Source organism: Paraburkholderia fungorum (assembly GCF_003610895.1).
GTDB classification, from domain to species: domain Bacteria; phylum Pseudomonadota; class Gammaproteobacteria; order Burkholderiales; family Burkholderiaceae; genus Paraburkholderia; species Paraburkholderia fungorum_B.
The window spans coordinates 20,824-44,146 of record NZ_MCAS01000025.1 but is presented as its reverse complement, the minus strand read 5'-3'; the positions used below and the strand labels follow the sequence as shown (position 1 = coordinate 44,146).

19 protein-coding genes and 1 riboswitch are annotated in these 23,323 nt (G+C 64.4%); of the genes, 12 read left to right on the top strand and 7 right to left on the bottom strand.

The annotated features are described in order from the left end of the window. The 4 genes from fliI to fliF are packed head-to-tail and all read right to left on the bottom strand — an operon-like array spanning window position 1 to window position 5,146. A complete protein-coding gene (fliI, locus tag BCY88_RS23130) occupies window positions 1-1,704 on the bottom strand; it encodes a flagellar protein export ATPase FliI (RefSeq protein WP_120346505.1) in 1,704 nt (567 codons plus the stop codon). Then, the gene (gene fliH, locus BCY88_RS23125) at window positions 1,698-2,381 is read right to left on the bottom strand and encodes a flagellar assembly protein FliH (protein ID WP_183081431.1); all 684 of its coding nucleotides are present in this window, start codon (window positions 2,379-2,381) and stop codon (window positions 1,698-1,700) included. The genes fliI and fliH overlap by 7 nt, the downstream gene beginning before the upstream one ends. After that, entirely contained in the window at window positions 2,368-3,363 is a 996-nt protein-coding gene (fliG, locus tag BCY88_RS23120) for a flagellar motor switch protein FliG (protein ID WP_120346503.1), read from the bottom strand. The genes fliH and fliG overlap by 14 nt, the downstream gene beginning before the upstream one ends. After that, entirely contained in the window at window positions 3,353-5,146 is a 1,794-nt protein-coding gene (fliF, locus tag BCY88_RS23115) for a flagellar basal-body MS-ring/collar protein FliF (RefSeq protein WP_120346502.1), read from the bottom strand. Before fliF ends, fliG begins: the two co-directional genes overlap by 11 nt. Window positions 5,147-5,383: 237 nt before the next feature. On the opposite strand from fliF, the gene fliE reads away from it, so the two are divergent. The 5 genes from fliE to BCY88_RS23090 all read left to right on the top strand — a co-directional run bounded on the left by fliE (window position 5,384) and on the right by BCY88_RS23090 (window position 8,658). Continuing rightward, a complete protein-coding gene (fliE, locus tag BCY88_RS23110; protein ID WP_120346501.1) occupies window positions 5,384-5,719 on the top strand; it encodes a flagellar hook-basal body complex protein FliE in 336 nt (111 codons plus the stop codon). 298 nt (window positions 5,720-6,017) lie between these two features. Then, window positions 6,018-6,452 carry a flagellar export chaperone FliS gene (fliS, locus tag BCY88_RS23105; RefSeq protein ID WP_120346500.1) on the top strand — a complete coding sequence of 145 codons (435 nt, stop codon included), beginning with the start codon at window positions 6,018-6,020 and terminating at the stop codon, window positions 6,450-6,452. Next, a complete protein-coding gene (locus BCY88_RS23100; protein ID WP_120346499.1) occupies window positions 6,449-6,775 on the top strand; it encodes a flagellar protein FliT in 327 nt (108 codons plus the stop codon). The genes fliS and BCY88_RS23100 overlap by 4 nt, the downstream gene beginning before the upstream one ends. Before the next feature lie 81 nt (window positions 6,776-6,856). After that, window positions 6,857-8,293 carry a flagellar hook-length control protein FliK gene (fliK, locus tag BCY88_RS23095; RefSeq protein ID WP_120346498.1) on the top strand — a complete coding sequence of 479 codons (1,437 nt, stop codon included), beginning with the start codon at window positions 6,857-6,859 and terminating at the stop codon, window positions 8,291-8,293. Further along, complete coding sequence (locus tag BCY88_RS23090; RefSeq protein ID WP_120346497.1) at window positions 8,293-8,658, top strand: EscU/YscU/HrcU family type III secretion system export apparatus switch protein; 366 nt, start codon at window positions 8,293-8,295, stop codon at window positions 8,656-8,658. The genes fliK and BCY88_RS23090 overlap by 1 nt, the downstream gene beginning before the upstream one ends. A gap of 167 nt (window positions 8,659-8,825) precedes the next feature. Here the strand turns inward: BCY88_RS23090 and BCY88_RS23085 are convergent, their stop codons facing one another. Both BCY88_RS23085 and BCY88_RS23080 read right to left on the bottom strand, forming a co-directional pair. Continuing rightward, window positions 8,826-10,244 carry a coniferyl aldehyde dehydrogenase gene (locus tag BCY88_RS23085; RefSeq protein WP_120346496.1) on the bottom strand — a complete coding sequence of 473 codons (1,419 nt, stop codon included), beginning with the start codon at window positions 10,242-10,244 and terminating at the stop codon, window positions 8,826-8,828. 88 nt (window positions 10,245-10,332) lie between these two features. Beyond that, on the bottom strand, window positions 10,333-12,018 hold the full coding sequence (locus tag BCY88_RS23080) for an isovaleryl-CoA dehydrogenase (protein ID WP_120346495.1): 1,686 nt from the start codon (window positions 12,016-12,018) through the stop codon (window positions 10,333-10,335). 307 nt (window positions 12,019-12,325) lie between these two features. On the opposite strand from BCY88_RS23080, the gene BCY88_RS23075 reads away from it, so the two are divergent. Next, on the top strand, window positions 12,326-13,975 hold the full coding sequence (locus tag BCY88_RS23075) for a GMC family oxidoreductase (protein ID WP_120346494.1): 1,650 nt from the start codon (window positions 12,326-12,328) through the stop codon (window positions 13,973-13,975). Between the two features lie 172 nt (window positions 13,976-14,147). Beyond that, complete coding sequence (locus tag BCY88_RS23070) at window positions 14,148-15,884, top strand: OmpA family protein (RefSeq protein ID WP_120346493.1); 1,737 nt, start codon at window positions 14,148-14,150, stop codon at window positions 15,882-15,884. A 132-nt stretch (window positions 15,885-16,016) separates the two neighbouring features. Here BCY88_RS23070 and BCY88_RS23065 read toward each other — a convergent pair whose 3' ends face one another. Further along, complete coding sequence (locus tag BCY88_RS23065; RefSeq protein ID WP_120346492.1) at window positions 16,017-17,015, bottom strand: LysR family transcriptional regulator; 999 nt, start codon at window positions 17,013-17,015, stop codon at window positions 16,017-16,019. A gap of 304 nt (window positions 17,016-17,319) precedes the next feature. On the opposite strand from BCY88_RS23065, the gene BCY88_RS23060 reads away from it, so the two are divergent. The 5 genes from BCY88_RS23060 (at window position 17,320) to BCY88_RS23040 (ending at window position 23,147) form a co-directional block, all read left to right on the top strand. Further along, on the top strand, window positions 17,320-18,117 hold the full coding sequence (locus BCY88_RS23060) for a glycosyltransferase family 2 protein (RefSeq protein WP_120346491.1): 798 nt from the start codon (window positions 17,320-17,322) through the stop codon (window positions 18,115-18,117). A gap of 145 nt (window positions 18,118-18,262) precedes the next feature. After that, window positions 18,263-18,397, top strand: a riboswitch (S-adenosyl-L-homocysteine riboswitch). Window positions 18,398-18,430: 33 nt separating this feature from the next. Continuing rightward, on the top strand, window positions 18,431-19,846 hold the full coding sequence (gene ahcY / locus BCY88_RS23055) for an adenosylhomocysteinase (RefSeq protein WP_120346490.1): 1,416 nt from the start codon (window positions 18,431-18,433) through the stop codon (window positions 19,844-19,846). Between the two features lie 155 nt (window positions 19,847-20,001). After that, window positions 20,002-20,355, top strand: a complete 354-nt coding sequence (locus tag BCY88_RS23050; RefSeq protein WP_028198543.1) for a phage holin family protein — start codon at window positions 20,002-20,004, stop codon at window positions 20,353-20,355. Window positions 20,356-20,366: 11 nt separating this feature from the next. Further along, window positions 20,367-21,197 carry a methylenetetrahydrofolate reductase [NAD(P)H] gene (gene metF, locus BCY88_RS23045; RefSeq protein ID WP_120346489.1) on the top strand — a complete coding sequence of 277 codons (831 nt, stop codon included), beginning with the start codon at window positions 20,367-20,369 and terminating at the stop codon, window positions 21,195-21,197. 306 nt (window positions 21,198-21,503) lie between these two features. Beyond that, on the top strand, window positions 21,504-23,147 hold the full coding sequence (locus tag BCY88_RS23040; protein WP_120346488.1) for an ABC transporter substrate-binding protein: 1,644 nt from the start codon (window positions 21,504-21,506) through the stop codon (window positions 23,145-23,147). The last annotated feature ends 176 nt before the right edge of the window (window positions 23,148-23,323 follow it).

The window sequence follows — 23,323 nt, the reverse complement described above, 5'->3', positions numbered from 1 at the left end:
TCAGCCTCCTTGGGCAAACAGAGCGTCAAGCATCTCGAGACTCGGTTCAAAGTTCGCACATTCGCGGAAACCCTGCTGCAAAAACGCTTCCATCCTCGGATACAACGCAATCGCGCGGTCAAGCAGGGCGTCGCGCCCGCTCGAATAGGCGCCGACATTGATCAGATCGCGGTTGCGCTGGTAGCGCGACAGCATCTGCTTGAACATACGCGTTTTCTCGAGATGGTTATCGTCGATCAGCGCGGTCATTGCCCGGCTAATCGACGCTTCGATGTCGATCGCCGGATAGTGGCCGGCCTCGGCGAGCGAGCGCGACAGCACGATGTGGCCGTCGAGAATCGCGCGCGCGGAGTCGGCGATCGGGTCCTGCTGGTCGTCGCCTTCGGTCAGCACGGTGTAGAACGCGGTAATCGAACCGCCGCCCGCCGGACCGTTGCCGGTCCGTTCGACGAGCGCCGGCAGTTTGGCGAACACCGAAGGCGGATAGCCCTTGGTGGCGGGCGGTTCGCCCACGGCCAGGGCGATCTCGCGCTGAGCCATCGCGTAGCGGGTCAGCGAATCCATCAGCAGCAGCACGTGCTTGCCCTGATCGCGGAAGTATTCGGCGAGCGAGGTCGAATACGAGGCGGCCTGCATCCGCAGGAGCGGCGAGACGTCGGCCGGCGCGGCGATCACGACCGAGCGCGCCAGACCCTCCTCGCCGAGAATCTGCTCGATGAATTCCTTTACTTCGCGACCGCGTTCGCCGATCAGGCCGATTACGATCACCTCGGCGCTGGTGTAGCGCGCCATCGTGCCGAGCAGCACCGATTTACCCACCCCCGAACCGGCGAACAGGCCCATGCGCTGGCCGCGGCCCACAGTCAGGAGCGCGTTGATCGCGCGTACGCCGACGTCGAGCACCTTGTGGATCGGCTCGCGATTCAACGGGTTGATGACCGGCGAGGACAACGGCGCGTCGGCATGCGCGCCGAGCGGGCCGAGTCCGTCGAGCGGGCGGCCGGACGCGTCCAGCACGCGCCCCAGCAGTTCCCAGCCGACCGGCAGACGCTTGGCGCCCGCCATCGGATCGGCAATCGGCGCGCTTTCGAGCGGGTACACGCGCGCGCCGGGCAGCAGGCCGATCACTTCAGTGGTCGGCATCAGAAACAGTTTGTCGCCGGAGAAGCCGACTACTTCGGCTTCGGCCATCGGCAGCGAACTGCCGCGCGGCAGTTCGATCATCACTTCGGCGCCCACCGAGAGGCGCAAGCCGACCGCTTCGAGCACCAGACCGGCGGCGCGGGTCAACCGTCCGCAGGCCCGCATCGGTTTGGCGATCGCGTTGCGCTCGCGCAGCGCGTCGAGACGGCTGCGCCAGGCTTGCATGTGCGGGTTGCTATCGAGCGCGGGGTCGTACGGGGCGACAGGCGCAAGGGTGGAAGCGGGACTCGAAGAAGTGGCATTTGAGGCGGCATCTGCGGCAGCGGATTCATGGCTCACCGCCGTGCTCTTTGGCGCGTTTTTCGCCGGTGCCCCCGCGCCTGGATGGCCGTGACCGGGTTCCCGCAAGGCGGCTTCAATGGCCGCGACCGCGGCGGCCGCCGGCGTGAGCGCAGGTGGTGTATCCGCCAGCGCCTCGGCGCCGAACGACGCCAGCGCCAGCTCGCGCTCGAGCGGCGTCAGATCGCTGGCGCGGATGTCTTCGAGCGTGGGCTTCACCATGTGCTCACCTTGCCGAGCGCGGCGGCGACGCGCTCCCAACGCGTGTCGATGCCGGCGTCGACCTCGCCGGTGCCGGCCTGCGCGCGACAGCCGCCGCGCTCGACCGCCGGATCGGTCCGCACGGTCCAGCCGCGCGTTTGCAATTCTTCCATCAGATAGGCCTCGACGACCGGCAGGTCGGCGGGGCTGACGATCAACGCCGGGGCGCCGACCAGCGCCGGTTCGGTGGCCAGCACCTCACGCGCGGCGGCAATCAGCGCGGTCGGATCGTGCTGAACATGCTGGCGCACAACCTGTTGGGCGATGTCCAGCGCCAGCGCGACCAGCGTCTCGGAGATCGCGCCTTGCGCGCCGTCGAGCGCCGCCTTGAAGGTCTCGGCCAGTGCGGCGAGACGCGCCGCTTCTTCGCGCGCTTCGCTTTGACCCTGCTCGAACCCTTGCGCATGACCCTGCTCGTAACCCGCCTGATAACCGAGCGCTTGCCCGGCCACGTGCCCCGTTGCGATGCCCTGCGCATGCGCGGCGTCGCGTACACGTTCGAGCTCGGCTTCGAACGCGCCGTCGTCGACTTCGGGTTCGGGCGGCGCCGGCGGTACCGGGTCGAACGAAGCCATCTCCCAGCGCTGGTAGGCCGAGAGGCTTTCCTTCGCCGTGGAGTTCTGATCAGACATAGGCATCTTCCGCCTTGCCGCCTAGCACGATCTGGCCGCTTTCCGCCAGATTGCGCACGATTTGCAGGATGCGGCGCTGCTGCGTCTCGACTTCGGAGACGCGCACCGGGCCGCGCGAATCGAGGTCTTCGGCAAGCAGTTCGGCGGCACGCTGCGACATGTTCGAGAGGAACTTCTGGCGCAACGCGGGCGGCGCGCCCTTCAGCGAGATGATCAGCGCCTCGGACTCGACTTCCTTCAGCAGCAACTGGATCGCACGGTCTTCCAGATCGAGCAGGTTCTCGAAGACGAACATCTGATCGATGATCTTCTGCGCGAGTTCGGCGTCGTACTGGCGAACATTTTCGATGACGCCTTCTTCATGGTTGCTCGACATGAAGTTGAGAATTTCGGCCGCCGTGCGGATACCGCCCATCGGGCTGCGCTTCAGGTTGTCGCTGCCGGACAGAAGGCCGGTGAGCACATCGTCGAGTTCGCGCAGCGCGGCCGGCTGAATGCCGTCGAGCGTGGCGATCCGCAGCAGCACGTCGTTGCGCAGACGCTCCGTGAAGCAGGCGACGATTTCCGAAGCCTGATCGCGGTCCAGGTGAACCAGGATGGTCGCGATGATCTGCGGGTGTTCGTTCTTGATGAGCTCGGCCACCGCCGCGGAGTCCATCCACTTGAGGCCTTCGATCCCGCTGGTATCGCTGCCCTGCAGAATCCGGTCGATGATCGCGCCGGCCTTGTCGTCGCCGAGCGCCTTGGTCAGCACCGAACGGATGTAGTCGCTCGAATCGAGCGACAGCGCCGTGTGTTTCTCGGCCTCGCGCACGAACTCCTGCAGGACTTCGTCGATCTGCTCGCGCGTGATGTTCTTCAGCGCGGCCATCGCCACGCCGATCTTCTGAACCTCACGCGGCCCGAGGAATTTGAACACCTGCGCGGCTTCTTCCTCGCCGATCGACATCAGCAGGAGCGCGCTCTTCATTACGCCTTCAGCGCTCATCAGACACCCAATTTTTCACGACAGTTGCGACAATCTTCGGATCCTGGCGGGCAATGTTGCGCGCGAATTCCAGATTCCGTTCGTATTTGTGTTTCTCGTTTTCGAATGCCAGCAGCTCGCTGTCGCTTTCCATTTCCGTGACGGCGGTGACACGCTCGGCGGCCGGAATGCCGTCCAGCAGGATCGGTTCGTCCGGCGACGGCAGTGCCGCGGCGGCGGCCGGCTCCGGCGGCGGGAAGGCGCGGCGCAGAGCCGGTTTCACCATCACGAAGTAGAGGAACAGGGCGACTGCGCCGATGCCGAGGTAGGTCGCGAGCTGCTTGGCGAGCGCGATCATGTCCGGCGTGCGCCACCACGGCAGGTCGGCGTCCGGGTCGATGTCGGCGGTAAACGGGCTGTTGACCACGTTGACCGAGTCGCCGCGCGCCTGGTCGAAACCCATCGCGTCCTTCACCAGCTGATTGACCTGCGCGAGCTTGTCGGCGCTGACCGGCTGCATCGTCGCGTGACCCTTGGCGTCGACCACCCGCAGATAGTTGACCACCACCGCCACCGACAGACGCTTGATGCCGCCCATCGGCTGCTCCAGATGCTGCACGGTCTTGTTGAGTTCGTAGTTGGTGGTCGAATCCTTGCGGTCGCTGACCGGCGTGGTGGTCACGCCGCTTGCGCCGTTGCCCGCCGTGATCGGCGCTGAAGCCGGTTGCGGCGGCTGGTTCGAGAGCGCACCCGGCACGCCCGAGGCGCCGGCTTGCGACATTTCGGTGGCGCTGCTGGTTTGCTGGCTGCGGATCGCCGCCTGCTGCGGGCTGCCGTTCGGGCCGTAGTTTTCCGAGGTCTGCTCGCTGCGCGAGAAGTCGATATCGGCGCTGACCTGCGAGTGCGCGTTGCCGGAACCGAACAGCGGCGAGAGGATCGCGTCGATGCGTTGCTGGGTGCTGCGCTCGATCTGCTGGCGGTACTTGAGTTGCGAGGCGTCCAGACCGCTGCCGGTGGACGGCTGTGTCAGCAGGTTGCCGTCCTGATCGAGGATGGTCACGCCCTTCACCGGCATGTCCGGCACCGCCGACGACACCATATGGGTGATCGCCAGCACCTGGCCTTCATCGAGCGCACGGCCCGGATAAAGGTTGACCAGCACGGAGGCCGACGGCGCTTCCTTGTCGCGCACGAACACCGAAGGCTTCGGAATGGCCAGATGCACGCGCGCCGATTTCACCGACGAAATCGACTCGATCGTGCGCTCCAGTTCACCTTCCAGGGAGCGCTGGTAATTGATCTGTTCGGCAAACTGGCTGATGCCGAACTTCTGGTTGTCCATCAGTTCGAAGCCGACCGAACCGCTCTTGGGCAGACCTTGCGCAGCCAGACGCAGACGCATTTCATGCACCTGCTCGGACGGCACGAGGATCGCGCCACCGGCGTCGGAGAACTTGTAGGGGATGTTGGCCGCCTGCAGCGCGGTGATGATGGCGCCGCCGTCGCGGTCCGACAGGTTGCTGTAGAGCACCTTGTAGTCCGGTGCGCGCGACCACAGGAACAGACCCGCGACGATCGCGACCAGCAGCGCCACCGCGAAAATCAGCGGTGCGCGCGGGTTGCCGCGCATTTGCGCGAGACCCGACAGACGCTGGCCGAAATTGCCGCCCAGGTTGCCCCCCAGGCCGCCGAGGTCCGCGGCGCCGCCGCCCTGGCCGGTGCCGGCCGCACCGGCGCCCGGCTGCGCGCCGGCGAGGCCCATGCGGGCGTCGGGGTTGATCAAAGAGTTGGCTGACGAATCCATGCGTCGGGTATCTCCGGGATGCCTTTGCGTTCTGCCGCTTGAGCGCACCGAGGGTCGGCAGGCGTGCGGACAGAGACTTTCACCATTGAAATTATCCGCAGCGCCGCTCAACCCGATTGCTTGAATAGAGCCGGGTTTCCCCCCTAGTTTCGGGGCTTTCCCTGAGGACCCACTGCTATGCTTTCGTCCAGATCGGTGCGGTTTCCGGCATGCCGGTCGTCATTCCCTGGAGAGAACATGACTTTGCCCGTAAACCCGCTGACGTCGGCGCTGCAGCAGATGCAGTCGATGGCGGCGCAAGCGACCGGCGGCAACAGCCCGGTGGCCGACCAGTCCGGCGCGGCGACGGCCAGTGGGTTCGCCTCGGCGCTCAAGGCGTCGCTGGACAAGATCAGCGGCGATCAGACCAAGGCGGTCGGCGAATCGCAGGCGTTCGAACTCGGCGCGTCCAATGTCTCGCTGAACGACGTGATGGTCGATATGCAGAAGGCCAACGTCGGCTTCCAGTTCGGGCTGCAGGTGCGCAACAAACTGGTCTCGGCCTACAACGACATCATGCAGATGTCGGTGTGAGTGCAATTCGGGCGGCAGCGCTGCTCCGCCAGCCCGAATGCACGCACGCGCCCGGATGCAACGCTGTGCGCTCGCACGGCAGGACGATCCGCCTGGCGCCCTCGTGGCGCTGCATGGCGGGCGGCCTCGCCGCGCACGGTGTGATATCGCCGCGATCGGCCCCTTAATCCTCCTTACATCGGCCTAAAGCTTTCCCGCTGCCTATCCGATAACCAGGTATAGGCAGAAATCCTGGGCGCGGCAGCGTGCCCGGATGGGGAGCCACGACCAACCGCAGTGCAAGAAAGGAGGAGCGCCGATGTTTTCCCCAGGACACTCTGGAGCCAACGCGTACGCGCGCGTCGGCGTCGAGACAGGGGTGATGGGCGCGAGTCCGCATCGTCTGATCGTGATGTTGTATCAGGGCGCCCGGCAGGCGATCGCGCAAGCGCGCATGCATTTGCAGCAAGGCAATGTGCCGGCTCGCGGCGAGGCGATCGGCAAGGCGATTCAGATCGTCGAAAGCGGGCTGCAGTTGTCGCTGAACCTTGAGGTGGGCGGCGAGATTGCAGAGCGGTTGGACGCGCTATATGCCTATATGTCGCGCCGGTTGCTCGAAGCCAATATAAATCAGAGCGAGGCGATGCTGGTCGAGGTCGATGGCCTGCTGGCGACACTCGAAGAAGCATGGATCGGGATCGCCCCGGAGATCGCGCGGATGGCAGCTCAGCCGGCCGCGGAAAGCATGAGATGACATCGAACGCAGAATATTTCGCCCGCTACGAGGCGATTGCAGCGATTTCCCGCCGCATGCTGACGGCTGCCCGGCGCGCCTTGTGGAGCGATCTGGTCCACATGCAGGAGGAATATCGGCATCTGGTGGACGCGTTGAAGGACGCGGACACCGGCGTCAGACTGGACGATGCGGAGCGCCTGCGCAAGTACGCGCTGATCCGTCAGATTCTTGCCGACGACGCTGCGATCCGCGATCTGGCGAATCCGCGTATGGCCAATCTGTCGGCGCTGTTCGCCGGACGGCCGACACGCGTGCTCAAGGAACTCTACGGGGCGCGCTGAAGGCGCCCGCGGGCACCACGCTGCCTGAGTCCGCGTGACTATATTTGAGCGTGTCGTGGCCAATGTGACCAAGGAATCGGTATGAACGGAATCGACACGGTCGTCAGTTCGTTGCTCGCGAACCGGGTCGACAGTCTGCTCAATCTCGCGCCGGGCAGTGCGACGGCTTCGCAGACCGGCGCGGCGGGCGTCGATACCGAGGTTCTCAACACCACGCCCGTTGCGCCCCCCGCGCCCCCTGCGGCTTCCGCGCAAACCGCGCTGTCCGCCGTCGCGCTGACGCTCAATGCGATTGTGAATTCGGGCGGCGAAGCGACGCCGGCCGTGCTCGGCCAGACGCCGATCTGGCCGGCCGCACCGGCGCTCGACATCGAGGCCGGCGCTTTGCCGCTTTTCGAAACGACCGCCACGCCCGCGGCTGCCACTGCCAATCCGAATACTGCCGGTGCCACCGGTGCCACCGGTGCCGCCGGTACCGCGGCCACGACCAATGTCGCGGCAGCCCAGGTGCCGGTCGCCGCGCTCGCCGCCGCGCTCGAACAGACGGTGGGCCAGAGCGGCCTGTTTTACGAATCCCATCTCGCGCAATGGCTGGCGGGCCAGAGCACGCCCGCCGCACTGGCCGGCGAGGCGCAAAACAAGCTGGTGGCCGCCGCCGCGCAATTGCCGCTCGACTGGGCGAGCGACGCCGATCAGGCCGGCGCCTCCAATGCGACGCCCCGGCAGGGCGTGGGCACCGCAGCCAACGGCCCGGCCAACGGCGCGCCGGAGGGCAACGCGGCCGCCCGGATGCCGTCGATCCAGACCGCGCAGGCCGCACGCTTCGTAGCGGGCGAGGTGCTGGCGAGTTCCCTGTCCGACCTGAATGGCCAGCCGGCACACGCGAGCTTACGTGGCGCGGCAGTGCAGACGGACGACAGCGGGGCGTCGCAAAATTCGCAATCGATGGCGGCCGCGGTTCATCCCGCGACCGTGCCGTTGGTGCGCCAGCAACTCGATCTGCTCGCCACCGGACAGTTTCGCTGGACCGGCGAAGCATGGCCGGGCGCCAAGCTCGATTGGACCATCGAGCAGGAAGGCGACGAATGGGACCGCAGCGGCGGCGGCATGGCGAGTGAGGACGATCAGCCGTGGCGCACGCGGCTGACGCTGTCGCTGCCGACGCTCGGCACCGTCGATGCGGATCTGACGCTGACCGGCACGCGGCTGGTCGCGCGCGTGCAGGCGAGTCCGGTCGGCGCGGCGCGACTGTCGGTGCAGGGTGAGGATTTTCGTCAACGGCTCGCGGCGGCAGGGATCGAATTGCATGGATTGACGATTCGCGAGATCGGCGGCGGCATACCGGCCGCCGCGGCCGGCGCGGCGGGTGCTGCGGCCGCAGGGCAGGCGGCGGCGTCCGCGTATGCGCGCTCGGCGTCGGCGGGTTCGGCGGCCGACACGGCGTCGGCGCTGCGCCGCACGGCGCGGGTTGCCCGGCCGGGCGCCGCGCCGCTCGACGATTTCGATTGGGATATGTGATGAGCCGCAAACATCGCCGCAGCGCGGCGGCGCTCGTCTATGACGCGCAAGGCCACGATCCCGCGCCGCGCGTGGTCGCCAAAGGCTACGGCATGCTGGCCGAAATGATCGTGCAGCGCGCGAGGGAGGCCGGACTGTACGTGCACGAGGCGCCGGAAATGGTTTCGTTGCTGATGCAGGTCGATCTCGATACGCGGATTCCGCCGCAGCTTTATCAGGCGGTGGCGGAGTTGCTCGCGTGGCTGCATCGGCTGGAAAGCGGTGCTGAGAGTGAGCCCGAAAGCGGGGCCGCCGCCGCGCATGACGTGACCGATGTGGAGGCGACCGATATCGCGGATGTTGCTGGTGGGGCGGCGAGGCGCTGACGCGAGCGCCGCGGACGGCCTGCGCCTGGGCGACCTGGATTCCCGGCGCTCCGTGCGCCCCGGAGGGCTAGCCTCCGGATGCCCGGATGCCCGGATGCCCGGATGCCCGGATGGCCGACCGCCCGATGCCCAGCCCCCGGATGCCCGGCCCCCGGCAGCCCGGCGCATCAAAACCGCAGCATCAGTTTCAATAGCGCGTTCACCCGTTTGCCGTACGGCGGCGAGATCCATCCGCGCGCGTTCAGGCGCGCCTGCGTCAGCACCGGCTTCATCTTCGAGAAGTTCACGAAGCCTTCGTAACCGTGATACGCCCCCATGCCGCTCGCGCCGACGCCGCCGAACGGCAGGCTTTCGCACGCCAGATGCATCAGTGTTTCGTTGATCGCCATGCCGCCCGCGATGGTGTCGCGCGTGACACGCTCGATAGTCGCGGTGTCGTCGGCGTAGAGATACAGCGCGAGCGGGCGCGGACGCGCGTTGATCCACGCGATCGCGTCGTCGAGTGTGTCGTAGGAGACGATCGGCAGCAGCGGGCCGAAGATTTCCTCCTGCATCAGCGCGCTTTCATCCGGCGCATTCGTGACGGCGATCAGCGGAAAGCGCCGGCTTGCCTCGTCCGGCGTGCTGTCGGTGAGCCTGTGCAGTTGCGCGCCGGCGGCCTGTGCTTCGTCGGCCAGACGTTGCAGGCGCGCAAAGTGCCGCTCGGAGATGATCGACGTGTAATCGAGGTTGTGCGCAAAGTCGGGGTACACCTTCGCCATTCGTGCGCGCGCCCGTTCGATGAACGCCTGCTCCTTGCCGCGCGGCACCAGCACGTAGTCCGGCGCGACGCAGGTCTGGCCCGCGTTGAGCGTCTTGCCGGCAATGAGGTTGTCCACCGCGTTGTCGAAGCGCGCGTGCTGGCCGATGATGGCCGGCGACTTGCCACCGAGTTCCAGCGTGACCGGCGTCAGATGGTCGGCGGCGGCGCGCATCACTTCGTGGCCGATTTTGGTCGAGCCGGTAAACAGCAGATGATCGAACGGTTGCGCGCTGAACGCGGCGGCGAACGCGGCGTCGCCATTCACCACGGCGACGTGCTCACGGGCGAACGTCTGGCCGATTAGCTGCTCGAACAGCGCCGAGGTGCGCGGCGTCAATTCGGACATCTTGATAATGGCGCGATTGCCGGCCGTCAGCGCGCTGATCAGCGGACCGGCGGCGAGCAGCACCGGATAGTTCCACGGCACGATGATGCCGATCACGCCGAGCGGCTGCGGCACGACTTTCGCGCGCGCCGGCATCAGCCACTTGCTGGTGCTGCGGCGCTGCGCTCTCATCCAGCGTTTGCCGTGTCTGAGCGCGGCATCGATCTCTTCTTTCACCAGCAGGAATTCGGCGAGCAGCACTTCCTGTTTCGCGCGATTGCCGAAGTCGGCGCTCATTGCGTCGGCGAGTGCGTCGCGATTGTCGAGCATGACTTTGCGTAGCGCTTTCAGATGCCCGGCACGGCTTTCCCACGACGGGTACGGCGCGCGCAAATACGCGTGGCGTTGATCTCGCAACAGCGCTTCGAGCGCGACGACCTCTGGCAAATTGTTCTTCATGAATGTCCACTCCCTGATGGATTGCGGTGCGCGTTGAGCCGCGCTTATTGGTGTGTTGTTGGTGTGTTTTCTAGCCACCCGCCTCGTTTCAGGCGGGAAATGCCCTTTCGACGATTGCGGCGTGGTCGAACGTGACCGGTAACGTGCCGTACACGCGGCCGCTCTCGCCGCAGCCGTCGCCGAGACGTGTCGCGATGAAGGCCTCGGCGACCTCTGGTGGTGCGTGTTTCAGCAGCAAGGTGGCCTGCGCGATCAGCACGATCTGTTGCGCGATCCGTCGCGCGGCGGCTTCGCGATGTTCGGCGGGGCCGTTGAGGGTGGCGGCGAGCTTGCCCAGTGCGGCGCTCAAAGCCGGGTGCCCTTGCGCATCGGCCTGCCATGCCGCGAACAGGGCCTGCGCCGCGTCGGGCTCGCGCTCCATGGCGCGCAGCACGTCGAGGCACATCACGTTGCCCGAGCCTTCCCAGATCGAATTCACGGGCGCCTCGCGATAGAACCGCGCCATCGGACCGGTTTCGACGTAACCGTTGCCGCCCCACACTTCCATCGCCTCGCCGGTGAATTCCAGCGCGCGCTTGCAGACCCAGTACTTCGCGGCCGGCGTGACGATGCGGCGCCATGCACGTTCGGCGGGCGCGGCCGACGACGCCTCCGCCGACGCTTCGAACGCACGCGCGAGCCGCATGAACAGCACCGTCGCGGCTTCCGATTCCAGGGCCAGGTCGGCAAGCACATTGCGCATCAGCGGCTGGTCGGCCAGATGGCGGCCGAAGGCGCTGCGATGCCGTGCATGGTGGACCGCCTGCACCAGCGCCGCGCGCATCAAGGCCGCGCTGCCGATCACGCAATCGAGCCGCGTGTAGTTCGCCATTTCGATGATGGTGGGCACGCCGCGGCCTTCGTCGCCGATCATGATGCCGAACGCGTCGAAGAATTCGACCTCGCTGCTGGCATTCGAACGGTTACCGAGCTTGTCCTTCAGACGCTGGATCTGTACGGCGTTCTTGCTGCCGTCCGGCGCGAAGCGCGGCACAAAGAAACAGGAGAGGCCTTCGTGGTCGTCGGTGCGAGCGAGTACCAGATGCGCGTCGCATTGGGGCGCGGAGAAAAACCATTTGTGGCCGACCAGGCGATATTCGGCGCCACGGCCGCTGCCGCGGGTGGCATAGGCGCGGCTCTGGTTGCTGCGCACATCCGAGCCACCTTGTTTTTCGGTCATCCCCATGCCGATCATCGCCGAGTTTTTTTGCGCGAGCGGTACGTCGCGGGGATCGTGCTCGCGGGTGTAGAGCTTGTCGCGCAGCGTGTCGAACAACGCCGGTTCGCGTTGCAGTACCGGGATGCTCGCGAACGTCATGGTCAGCGGGCAGAGGGAACCGGATTCGAGTTGCGCGTGCAGGAAGTAGCCGGCGCAACGCGCAACCATGGCACCGCGTTGAGGATCCGAAAACGGCAACGCGTGCAGGCCCTCACGGCGCAACAACGACAGCAGCGTATGCCACGAAGGATGAAACTCCAGCGCGTCGATGCGTTCGCCGCGCGGGTCGTGCGTGAAAAGTTCGGGCGTGTGACGGTTGGCCAGTTCTGCAAGCGCCAGTGTCCCGGGCGTGGTGAGGGCCGCGCCGTGCCGCTGCAACGCCTCGCGATGCCACGCGGCCCCTTCGCGTTCGAGGGCAGCGGACAACGCCAGGTCGCTTGAAAACAGGTTGTAGTCCGCGAGCGGCGGCACCTGATTTGTCACGTCATGGGTGTGGCCGAAGCTGTGCCGTTCCATCTGCTGTCTCCGTTCACCGGATGCGCGCCGTCGCGTTTCGGCGGCGTGCTGTTTTATCGTGGCGTGTCGTGCCGCACGCTCGGAGGACGGCGCGCCCGGCGCCGTGTTTGAATGCCGTGCGCAGCAGCCGGACGGGCGCATGCGCGTCTTTCATCATAGGGTCGCGGCCGGTCTTTCGTTTAGAGGGATCGCTCTGACATCAACTCGCCGTCGCGCCCGAACGCTCCCTACAATGCCGGGGAAACACACGTAGACAAGTGTGCACGAGACAGGGTCCGCCAGCAACGCGGCCCCAATAGGAGGCGCGATGCAATACGACTACATCATCGTCGGTGCGGGCTCGGGCGGCTGCTCGCTCGCGAGCCGTCTGGCGGATAGCTGCCCGGACGCCACGATCGCCCTGATCGAGGCCGGCCCGCATACGGACCGCAATCTGTTCGTGAATATGCCGGTGGGCGTGGCGGCCGTCGTGCCGCACAAACTCAAGACCAATTACGGCTATCTGACGACGCCGCAGCCGGGGCTCGCCGGCCGCCAGGGCTATCAGCCGCGCGGGCGGGGCTTCGGCGGGTCGAGCGCGATCAACGCGATGATCTACACGCGCGGCCATCCGCTCGATTACGACGAATGGGCACAACTCGGTTGCGAAGGCTGGTCGTGGGCCGAGGTGCTGCCGTACTTCCGCCGAGCCGAGGGCAACGAGCGCGGCGCCGATGCGTGGCACGGCGCCGACGGTCCGCTGACGGTGTCCGATCTGCGCTATCGCAATCCGTTTTCGAAGCGCTTCGTGCAGGCCGCGATCGACGCCGGTTACAAACCAAATAGCGACTTCAACGGCGCGGACCAGGAGGGCGTCGGCTTCTACCAGGTCACGCAGCGCGACGGGCGGCGCTGCAGCGTCGCGCGCGCCTATATTTACGATCGCGAACGCCCCAATCTCCATACCATCGCCGATGCGACGGTGCTGCGCGTCACCTTCGACGGCAAGCGCGCGAGCGGCGTCGAGATCGTGCGCGGCGGCCGTACCGAAACGCTGGAGGCGCGCGCCGAGGTGGTGCTGGCGGCGGGGGCGTTCAATTCGCCGCAACTGCTGATGTGCTCGGGGATCGGACCGGCGGCGCATCTGCAGTCGCTCGGCATCGCCGTGCTGCACGATGCGCCCGAGGTCGGCCAGAACCTGATCGACCACGTCGATTTCACGATCAACAAACGGGTGTCGTCGATCGAGCCGACCGGCTTTTCGATTCGCGGCATCGCGCGGATGCTGCCGCAATTCGTGACCTTCATGCGCCACGGCACGGGCATGCTGTCGAGCAACGTCGCCGAAGCGGGAGGTTTTCTGAAGAGCCGGCCGACGCTGGCGCGCCCGGACCTGCAACTGCATTTCTGCGCGGCGATTGTGGACGACCACAACCGCCATATGCACTGGGGCCACGGCTATTCGCTGCATGTGTGCGTGTTGCGGCCGCATAGCCGCGGCACCGTGACGCTCGCGAGCGCCGACGCGCGCACCGCGCCCGTGATCGATCCGCGATTTTTCAGCGACTCACGCGATCTCGACCTGCTGGTGGAGGGCGCGCAAATGGCGCGGCGCATTCTCGACGCGCCTTCACTGGCATTGCACGGCGGCAAGGAGCTGTACACGCATTCCGGTCAGACCGAGCAGTCGTTGCGTCAGACCATCGCCGAACATGCCGACACGATCTATCACCCGGTGGCAACCTGCCGGATGGGCGGCGATGCGCAATCGGTGGTCGATCCGCAACTGCGGGTGCGCGGCGTGACGGGGCTGCGGATCGTCGATGCGTCCGTGATGCCGACGCTGATTGGCGGCAACACGAATTCGCCGACGGTGATGATCGGCGAGCGCGCGGCCGAATTGATCGCGGCGAGCCGGCGCGAAGGGCAGGCGGCGCTCGCGACGGCGTCGACGGGCGTCGCCAGCGTGACCGCCTGATTGCGCATCAATCATCCTAATCTGGCTCGCAAATATAAGAATATTTAGGTGAACGTCGGTTAATTCGTCATAAATTGTGTCACTTCGTTTATGAGATTTCCCCAAACCTATAATCGCGCCGCGAAAAAGAGCGCGTCAGGTGGCGCGTTCGGGAACTCAAGGAAGCGAAGCGATGAGTATCAATGTGATTCAGCTGATTCAGTCCGCGTTGACGGACGGTGTCGTGCGACAGCTGGCGGCCCGCTTTGGGCTGCCGCCGGACGCTACCCAGAAAGTGCTTGCAACAACCGGCCCTGCGCTAGTCGCCGGCCTGATGCAGAAGGGCGCGACGCTCGACGGCGCGCGTTCGCTGTTCACGGCAATCCTCTCGCCTGAGGTGAATGGGCACATCGCCGAGCAGTTGCCGCAACTGATCGGCAGCACCACCGGTGTGAGTCAGCTGGAAGGCGCAGGGCGTCACTTGCTCGAGCGCGTGCTCGATCGCCGCGTCGATACGCTGAGTGACGAAGTCGCAGCCCAAACCGGCGTGCCGGCGCATGCGACGCACGCCATGACGGGTATCGTCGGCGCCACGCTGCTGGGTCTGCTGAAACGGCATTTTCTCGAAGGTCAGGGCAATGTCGGCCAACTGCCGACTTTGCTGGGTCACCAACTGCCGGCGATTGCGCCGTACCTGAATGACCGTCTGATGACCGGTCTTGGCCTGAGCGGACTCGGTGCGTTCACCGGCAATATTCTGTCGCAACTGAAAGCGGTCTCGGCGCATATCGACCATCCGACGCCTGCCGCCAAGCCGGTGGCCGAGACGCTGTCGAGCATCCGGGTGCCGGCCGACGCGGTGGTGCGCGAAGAGCGCCGCTCGCATAAGGGGCTGTGGTGGCTGCTCGCGGCAATCGCCGCGGTGCTGGCGTTCCTGTTCCTGCGCGGTTGCCATAATGAACAACGAGGTGAGCAAAGCAGCGAGCGCAGCAGCGCGCAAGCCGCCGCCGCCATGCAACCCGCGTCCGCAACGGTCGAGGCTTCGGCTGCGGCGGCTGCAACGCCCGCAGCCAGCGATGTCGCGGCTTCGGCATCCGCTGCCAGCGAGACGCAGCAAGCCGCTGCCGCGCCCGCAGCGACCAAGGACAGCCAGCTCAGCTTCACGGTCGACGCCGCCGGCAAACCGACGCTCACGGCGACGGTCGGCAGCGAAGCCGAAAAGACCCAGCTTCTCGACGCCCTGACAAAGCGCTTCGGCGCAGATCATTTCGTCGCGAACGTCACGGTCGATCAGGACACCAAAACCGCCGACTGGCTCGCGCATCTGGACGGCCTGCTGCCGCTGATGGCATTGCCGGGTGCGGAAGTGAAAGTGGACGGTGCGCACATCGAACTGAGCGGCAGCGCGGCAAATGCGAAGCTCGGCTGGCTCGACAAGCTGAAGTCGCTCTTCGGCGGGTCGTATCAGATCGGTTCATTCAACGTCGAACAGGCCGTCGCCAACGCAACCGAGAACTTCCGTGGTGCGATCAAGAACCTGCTCGCGCCGGACGGTTCGTGCGCGGCGGCAGACGTCGTCAAAGTGCTGAACCTGCAGGTGATCAACTTCGCGAGCGCCAGTGCCCGCGTGCCGGCCTCGGCGATTGAAGACCTGAACCAGTCGGCGCAAGTGCTGAATGCCTGCGCACGTAACGGCAAGACGGCCAGGCTCGAAGTGGCCGGCTATTCGGACAACGTCGGCGGCGCGCAGGCCAATTTGCAACTGTCGAAGAAACGCGCCGAAGCGGTTCGCGCGTATCTCGTGAAGACGGGCGTGCCGGCGGATTTGCTCGTCGCGCAAGGTTACGGCGACGCGCGTCCGGTTGCGAGCAACGACACGGCGAGCGGCCGCTTTGCCAATCGCCGCATCGAGTTTGTCGCGCAGCAGTAATGACCGCGCTCGGTGAGCGTTCAATGATCGCTGATTGAATGCTCAAGGTAAGCCGTTGAGGTAAGCCCTTGAGATGAGCCCTTGAGATGAGCCCCGAAGCATGCCGCCCGGTTTCTGCAGGGCGGCATGTCGTCATTTGGCCTGCCGCGCTTGCGTTTGGGACGGTGGAGTTTGCGGCGGCTGCGTTTGAACCGGCGCCGTGATGCCGGTCATGCCGATACCCGGACCCAGCATGAAATCGTCTCCGGCCTGACCCGGCAGCGTCTCACGCGCCACTTCCAGCCACGCGCGCGCCGCATGCGACAGATAGCCATTGCGGCGCCAGCCGATTGCCATCTCCCACGGAATCTCCGGTTCCACGACCGGCCGGCAGGTGAACTGCGCTGCGTCGAGCCGCCGGCAGTACGGCGCCGGCAGCAGCGCGATGCCGACGCCGGCCAGCACCAGTGCGGCCATGAAATCCCAATGCCCACTGCGTCCGACGATAGTCGGCGTAAAACCGGCGGCGCGGCACGCATTCAATACGACGTCGTTGAGCGCGAGGCTCTCGCCGTAGAACACGAACGGCTCATTGGCGAGCGCAGCGAGCGGCACCTCGTGCAGATCGTCCCAGGACGAGCCGGTGCGCGCGACCAGCCACAGCAACTGCCGTGTCATGGGCAGCACCTCGATGTTGTCCGGGTTGACCGGTTGCAGCACGCCCCCTAATTCCAGCTCGCCATGGATCAGCGCGGTTTCGATCGCACGCGACCCCTGCTCGAACAGCTTCAGTTCGATTTTCGGGTAGCGCTGGCGGAACGCGGCGATGGCCGGGGTGAACAGCGAGCCGCCCATCGGCGGAATGCCGATGGTCAGTTCGCCGCGGCCGAGCGTGTCGAGATCGTTCAGCTCGGCTTGCAACTGCGCGTGCGCCGCCAGGACGTCCTGACCGCGCTGGTAGACGATCCGGCCGGCGTCCGTCAGCACCATCTGGCGCCCGTCGCGCAGCAGCAGCGGCGAGCCGATTTCGTCTTCCAGCGACTTGACCATCTTGCTGATGGTTGGCTGCGTGACGAACATCTGCTCGGCGGCGACGGTGAAGCTCTGTTGACGGACTACTTCGACGAAATACCGCAACGCACGTAGTTCCACGATGTCAGGCTCCAGAATTCCAATTTGGAATGATCTGAGTGATTGTAAGTCATTATATTTATGCTGCGGACACCACCTCATGGCGCACTTGACGCACTTCAGATCGGCGCCAGTCGTGGCCGCTGCCTTCGACAAGATTCACGCGCCGAAGGGATCTGAGCGCATTGACGGTGATCGTGAGGGGCGTGTGAGTGGATGCGGCCAGGCAAACGTGCCCACCCTGCTTTTCCAGGATGGACTCCGCCGGGAGCGGGCTACTATTAACGGTTCTCTACCGCTCGGCCAGCCGCGCCCGTTTCAGTTCATGACACCCATCTCGATCATCATTCCCTGCTACAACGGCGCGGCGACGCTCGCCCGTGCGCTCCAAAGTTGCCTGATCCAGCCGGAAGCCGCGCAGATCATCGTGGTGGACGACGGCTCGACGGATGCTTCCGCAGAGCTCGTCGCACATTACGGTCGGCTTGATCCTCGCGTGTGTCTGCTGCAGATGCCGTACAACGGCGGTCCGGCCCGGGCGCGCAACTGGGGAGCCATGCATGCGGCTCACGGTCTGCTTGCCTTCCTCGATGCGGACGACGAATACATGCCTGGCGCCTTAGCCGCCGCGTGTGTATTTCTCACGCAGAACCCGAAGGAAATATCCGTGCGGCTCGACGTCGATTACGCGGATTTTCCAGGCGACATCATCCATCACCCCGATTTCGACAAACATGCCGCTACGCTCAGCAATACCGTGCCGAGTAGCCTGATCATCCGCCGCGCGGTGTATGCCGCACTCGGCGGCTTCCCGATGGACGACGCGTTCCGCCGCATCGGCGGCGAAGACGGTGCGTTTTCGTGGGCCTTGCGCGAGATTTTCGGTAACCGGCGTTTGGACGACGCGAAGCGCGTGCGCATGCATTACCACGCGGGCATTCACGCCGAACGTTATTTCCGCATCGCACTGGGCTTGCGGGCACCGGATCCTACCGACATGGCCGATGCATTCCGGCTTTCGAGGCAGTTCCTCGACACCGCGCTGGCGGGGATCGAGCAGCTGCGCACGGCAAGCCTTGCGGCCGAGGCCGCCGCCTCGTCGCTCCCGAATCGCGCCGCGTAGATTCCTGACGCCGCAACGGCACGGCAATCGGACCACGGCACGCCGCTGCGGCTCACGGCGACTCGGGGCCGATACCAAAGCGCCACAAAAAAGCGCTAACCCGGTGCCACCCCGAAGCCATCTTGATTTGCTACAATCGCCGTTCGTCTTCGAGGAGCGTTGCGACGGGTACCGCGAATCAGCATTCGCTGGCCGCCCGCCAGGCTCGGAGGCTTCAATCGGAGGGTCAGGGTGCGCCTAGCGCTTTCCCAACCACCGCATCGAACCGCGCTCACGTCAAATTTCTAGTCAATTTTTTAGAAAGGAGGGCGTGATGAACGCCGCAGTTCTCGATTCAAAGCAAGATTTTCTCGTCGCCGATATGTCGCTTGCAGCCTGGGGCCGCAAGGAACTGAATATCGCTGAAACCGAAATGCCGGGTCTCATGCAAACGCGTGAGGAATACAAGAGCACGCAACCGCTGAAGGGCGCGCGCATTGCCGGCTCGCTGCACATGACGATTCAAACCGGCGTGCTGATCGAAACCCTGACGGCACTCGGCGCGGACGTTCGTTGGGCATCGTGCAACATCTTCTCGACGCAGGACCATGCAGCCGCCGCGATCGCGCAAGGCGGCGTGCCGGTGTTCGCATTCAAGGGCGAATCGCTCGACGAATACTGGGAATTTTCGCACCGCATTTTCGAATGGCCGAATGGCGAATTCGCCAACATGATCCTCGACGACGGCGGCGACGCCACGTTGCTGCTGATCCTCGGCTCGAAGGCCGAGAAAGACCGTTCGGTGATCTCGAAGCCGGAAAACGAAGAAGAAGTGGCGCTGTACAAGTCGATCGCCAAGCATCTCGACGCCGATCCGGTGTGGTACTCCACGCGTCTCGCGCACATCAAGGGCGTGACCGAAGAAACCACGACTGGCGTGCATCGTCTGTATCAGATGGAAAAGGAAGGGCGCCTGCCGTTCCCGGCCATCAACGTGAACGATTCGGTCACCAAGTCGAAATTCGACAACCTGTATGGCTGCCGTGAATCGCTGGTCGACGGTATCAAGCGCGCGACCGACGTGATGATCGCGGGCAAGATCGCGGTCGTGGCCGGTTACGGCGACGTGGGCAAGGGTTGCGCGCAATCGCTGCGTGGTCTGGGCGCCACGGTGTGGGTCACGGAAATCGATCCGATTTGCGCACTGCAAGCGGCGATGGAAGGCTATCGCGTCGTAACGATGGAATACGCGGCGGACAAGGCCGACATCTTCGTGACGGCAACGGGCAATTTCCACGTTATCGGCCACGATCATATGGCTGCCATGCGCAACAACGCGATTGTCTGCAATATCGGTCACTTCGATTCGGAAATCGACGTTGCATCGACGCGCAAGTACCAGTGGGAAAACATCAAGCCGCAAGTCGACCACATCATTTTCCCGGACGGCAAGCGCGTCATCCTGCTGGCTGAAGGGCGTCTGGTGAATCTGGGTTGCGCAACGGGTCACCCGTCGTTCGTGATGTCGGCATCGTTTACGAACCAGACGATCGCGCAGATCGAACTGTTCGTTCACGGCGACAAGTACGAAAACAAGGTCTACGTGTTGCCGAAGCACCTTGATGAAAAGGTCGCACGTCTGCATCTGGGTCGTATCGGCGCGGAACTGACGGTGCTGTCGGACTATCAGGCGAGCTATATCAGCGTCGACAAGAACGGTCCGTTCAAGCCGAACCACTACCGCTACTAAGTCGCGGCCAGCTAACCGCTTGTAAGTAGCATTAAGCACGCGGGCGGTTTCAAAGCATGACAGTTTGACGACAGGGCGGCGCGCAACGCGCCGCTTTGTTCGCCATGGCCGCCTCGTTCCGTTCAAACGGACATCCTGCCTGAAAGGAGCTCTACATGACCGTGCTGCTGACCTGGCTGATCAACGCGCTTGCGCTTCTGATCATCACCTACCTCGTGCCGTCGATTCATATCCGCAGTTTCGGTACCGCCCTGATCGTCGCGGTGGTGCTCGGATTGATCAACACGATCCTGCGACCGGTGCTGATCCTGCTGACGCTGCCCGTCACGATCGTCACGCTCGGACTCTTCATCCTCGTGGTCAATGCGCTGTGCTTCTGGCTGTGCGCGTCGCTGCTCAAGGGATTCGAGGTGTCGGGTTTCTGGTCGGCGTTCTTCGGTTCGATTCTGTACAGCATCGTTTCGTGGCTGCTGTCCGCGCTTATTTTCGGCAACCGCAGTATCGGTTGACCTACTGAATCATGAACCCGATCGAACTTTCATTCGAATTCTTCCCGCCGAAAACGCAGGAAGGTGTCGACAAGCTGCGCGCCACCCGCGCGCAGCTCGCGCCGCTCAAGCCCAAATTCGTGTCCGTCACGTTCGGTGCCGGCGGCTCGACGCAACAGGGCACGCTCGATACCGTCGTCGATATGGCGAAGGAAGGGCTCGAGGCGGCGCCGCACGTGTCGTGCATCGGCTCGTCGAAAGAGAGCCTGCGCGCGATCCTCAACGAGTATCGCGCGCATGGCATCCGTCATATCGTCGCTCTGCGCGGCGATCTGCCGTCGGGCATGGGCGAAGTCGGTGAATTGCGCTACGCGTCGGAACTGGTGAGCTTTATCCGCGCCGAGTTTGGCGACTGGTTCTGGATCGAGGTGGCCGGCTATCCGGAGTACCACCCGCAATCGCGCTCGCCGCGTCACGATCTCGAAAACTTCGCTCACAAGGTGAAGGCCGGCGCCAATTCGGCGATCACGCAGTATTTCTTCAACGCGGACGCATACTTCCGTTTCGTCGACGACGCGAGGAAGCTGGGCGTCGACGTGCCCATCGTGCCGGGCATCATGCCGATCACGAACTTCTCGCAACTGATGCGTTTCTCGGAGATGTGCGGTGCGGAAGTGCCGCGCTGGATCGCGCGCCGTCTGGAAAGCTTTGGCGACGACCGCGAGTCGATTCGCGCGTTCGGGCTGGATGTGGTGACGGACCTGTGCCAGCGTCTGATCGGCGCGAACGTGCCGGGCCTGCATTTCTACACGCTCAATGGCGCAGCGGCGACCAAGGCCATCTGCGAACGGCTGGGCGCTTAAGGTTCGGGCGGCTGCTGGCAGCTTCAGCATCGTTATGAAAAACCGCGCGGTCAATCTGGCCGCGCGGTTTTTTTTCGCATGGGCCATGCTCGTCAAGTTATCTCAAGCGCCTGTCTCGTACCCTTGCTTTGCTCGATGACCCGCGCAGGACCTTCCTCGCCGAAGCCGTTCCGAGGTGAATTGCTGCGACGCAGCATAAATACGTCGTCAGGCATTTCCCTCTGTCGTGTAAGCCCGCATTGAACCCGATTTTTTTGCTGTCTATGATCGGGGCGCAGCTGACCTGGCTGCCGTGCGGAGAACATGATGACAGTATCCAGATTGCTGTTTGCAGTTCGCCATACCTGCTTGCCAGTCTTGAGCGCCTGTGCGGTCCTTGCGGCCGGCCTCGCGCCTGCCGCTGCCGGCGCGGCCGCCTTGCCCGACAAAACCCTCGTGTTCTGCTCTGAAGGCAGTCCGGCGGGTTTCGATTCAGCGCAGTACACCACCAGCGTCGAATTCACCGCCGCTTCGTACACGGTCTATAACCGCCTTGTCGAGTTCGCACGCGGCAGTACCGATATCGAGCCGGGCCTCGCCGAGAAATGGGACGTGTCGCAAGACGGCCTGCAATACACGTTCTACCTGCGGCATGGGGTGAAGTTTCAGACCACCTCGTTCTTCAAGCCGACCCGCGAATTCAATGCCGACGACGTCGTCTTCACCTATCAGCGCATGCTGGATCCGGACCAGCCGTTCCGTAAGGCCTACCCGGTTCCGTTTCCCTACTTCGCCGATCTTGGCCTAGCCAAGAACATCGCCAAGATCGAGAAGCTGGATCCGTACACGGTACGTTTCACGCTAAAAGAAGTCGATGCACCGTTCCTGCAGCAGATCGCGATGCCGTTCGCATCGATTCTGTCGGCGGAATACACGGACCAGTTGCTGAAAGCCGGTAAGGCCGCCGATATCAACCAATACCCGGTTGGCACCGGGCCCTTCATTTTCCGCAGCTACACGAAGGACGATACGATCCGCTTCGACGGTAATCCTGACTACTGGAAACCGGGCATTGTGAAGGTCGGGAAGCTTATCTTCTCGATCACCGTGGACCCCGCGGTGCGGCTCCAGAAGCTCAAACGTGGCGAATGTCAGGTGATGAGCTATCCGCGTCCCGCGGATATTGCGCAGATCAAGACCGACTCGTCACTGGCGATGCCGAGCGAGGTCGGCTTCAATCTGGGCATCCTCGGGTACAACACGACGAAGAAACCGCTCGATAACGTGCTGGTGCGACGCGCGCTGGATATGTCGATCAACAAGAAAGCGATTATCGAGTCGGTATATCAGGGCGCGGGGCAAATCGCGACGAATCCCATGCCGCCGACCCAATGGGGCTACGACAAGAACCTGAAGGACGCACCTTACGACATCGACAAGGCCAAAGCCTTGCTCAAGGAGGCAGGCTATCCGGACGGCTTCGACCTGACCCTGTGGGCCATGCCGGTGCAGCGGCCCTACAATCCGAACGCCCGCCTGATGGCCGAAATGCTGCAGGCCGACTGGGCGAAAATCGGTGTGAGGACCACGATCGCCACGTACGAATGGGGTGAGTACATTCGCCGCGCCCATGCGGGCGAGCACCAGGCAATCCTGATCGGCTGGACGGGGGACTACGGTGACCCTGACAACTGGCTGGGCGTGTTGCTTGGCTGCGATGCGGTAAAAGGTAGCAATTTCGCCAAATGGTGCTACAAACCTTTCGACGACCTGATCAGGAAGGCCCGTGGCACCACCGATGTCGCCGAGCGTACCAAAGACTATGTGGAAGCGCAGGAGATCTTCAAGCAGCAGGTGCCGTTCACGCCGATCGCCCATTCCACCGTCTACCAGCCGATCAGCAAAGACGTCACGGGCTTCAAGATCGACCCGTTCGGACCGACGCAATTCATGGGTGTCGGCCTGAAATAGCCGCCGGCAACGCCTGCTGGGTCGCTTTTTTGCCCAGCAGGCCTCTGGCGCCGCGCGCTCCGGTCGGCGCCTGCGTGCGGCCGCCTTTATGCCTTAAGTGTTTCCGATCGTCAACGGGGGTATTTTCCTCCGCTTGTTGGTGCGAGCCAAGCTCAAGTAATATCGCGCTACGCTGG

Excerpts from the sequence above, each read along its gene's own strand:
- BCY88_RS23050 (WP_028198543.1), top strand. The coding sequence starts at position 20,002 with ATGACCGTGCTGCTGACCTGGCTGATCAACGCGCTTGCGCTTCTGATC.
- fliG (WP_120346503.1), bottom strand. The coding sequence starts at position 3,363 with ATGAGCGCTGAAGGCGTAATGAAGAGCGCGCTCCTGCTGATGTCGATC.
- metF (WP_120346489.1), top strand. The coding sequence starts at position 20,367 with ATGAACCCGATCGAACTTTCATTCGAATTCTTCCCGCCGAAAACGCAG.
- BCY88_RS23085 (WP_120346496.1), bottom strand. The coding sequence starts at position 10,244 with ATGAAGAACAATTTGCCAGAGGTCGTCGCGCTCGAAGCGCTGTTGCGA.
- BCY88_RS23080 (WP_120346495.1), bottom strand. The coding sequence starts at position 12,018 with ATGGAACGGCACAGCTTCGGCCACACCCATGACGTGACAAATCAGGTG.
- fliF (WP_120346502.1), bottom strand. The coding sequence starts at position 5,146 with ATGGATTCGTCAGCCAACTCTTTGATCAACCCCGACGCCCGCATGGGC.
- fliI (WP_120346505.1), bottom strand. The coding sequence starts at position 1,704 with ATGGTGAAGCCCACGCTCGAAGACATCCGCGCCAGCGATCTGACGCCG.
- fliS (WP_120346500.1), top strand. The coding sequence starts at position 6,018 with ATGTTTTCCCCAGGACACTCTGGAGCCAACGCGTACGCGCGCGTCGGC.
- BCY88_RS23090 (WP_120346497.1), top strand. The coding sequence starts at position 8,293 with ATGAGCCGCAAACATCGCCGCAGCGCGGCGGCGCTCGTCTATGACGCG.
- BCY88_RS23075 (WP_120346494.1), top strand. The coding sequence starts at position 12,326 with ATGCAATACGACTACATCATCGTCGGTGCGGGCTCGGGCGGCTGCTCG.
- fliH (WP_183081431.1), bottom strand. The coding sequence starts at position 2,381 with ATGCCTATGTCTGATCAGAACTCCACGGCGAAGGAAAGCCTCTCGGCC.
- BCY88_RS23100 (WP_120346499.1), top strand. The coding sequence starts at position 6,449 with ATGACATCGAACGCAGAATATTTCGCCCGCTACGAGGCGATTGCAGCG.
- BCY88_RS23060 (WP_120346491.1), top strand. The coding sequence starts at position 17,320 with ATGACACCCATCTCGATCATCATTCCCTGCTACAACGGCGCGGCGACG.
- fliE (WP_120346501.1), top strand. The coding sequence starts at position 5,384 with ATGACTTTGCCCGTAAACCCGCTGACGTCGGCGCTGCAGCAGATGCAG.
- fliK (WP_120346498.1), top strand. The coding sequence starts at position 6,857 with ATGAACGGAATCGACACGGTCGTCAGTTCGTTGCTCGCGAACCGGGTC.
- ahcY (WP_120346490.1), top strand. The coding sequence starts at position 18,431 with ATGAACGCCGCAGTTCTCGATTCAAAGCAAGATTTTCTCGTCGCCGAT.
- BCY88_RS23070 (WP_120346493.1), top strand. The coding sequence starts at position 14,148 with ATGAGTATCAATGTGATTCAGCTGATTCAGTCCGCGTTGACGGACGGT.
- BCY88_RS23040 (WP_120346488.1), top strand. The coding sequence starts at position 21,504 with ATGACAGTATCCAGATTGCTGTTTGCAGTTCGCCATACCTGCTTGCCA.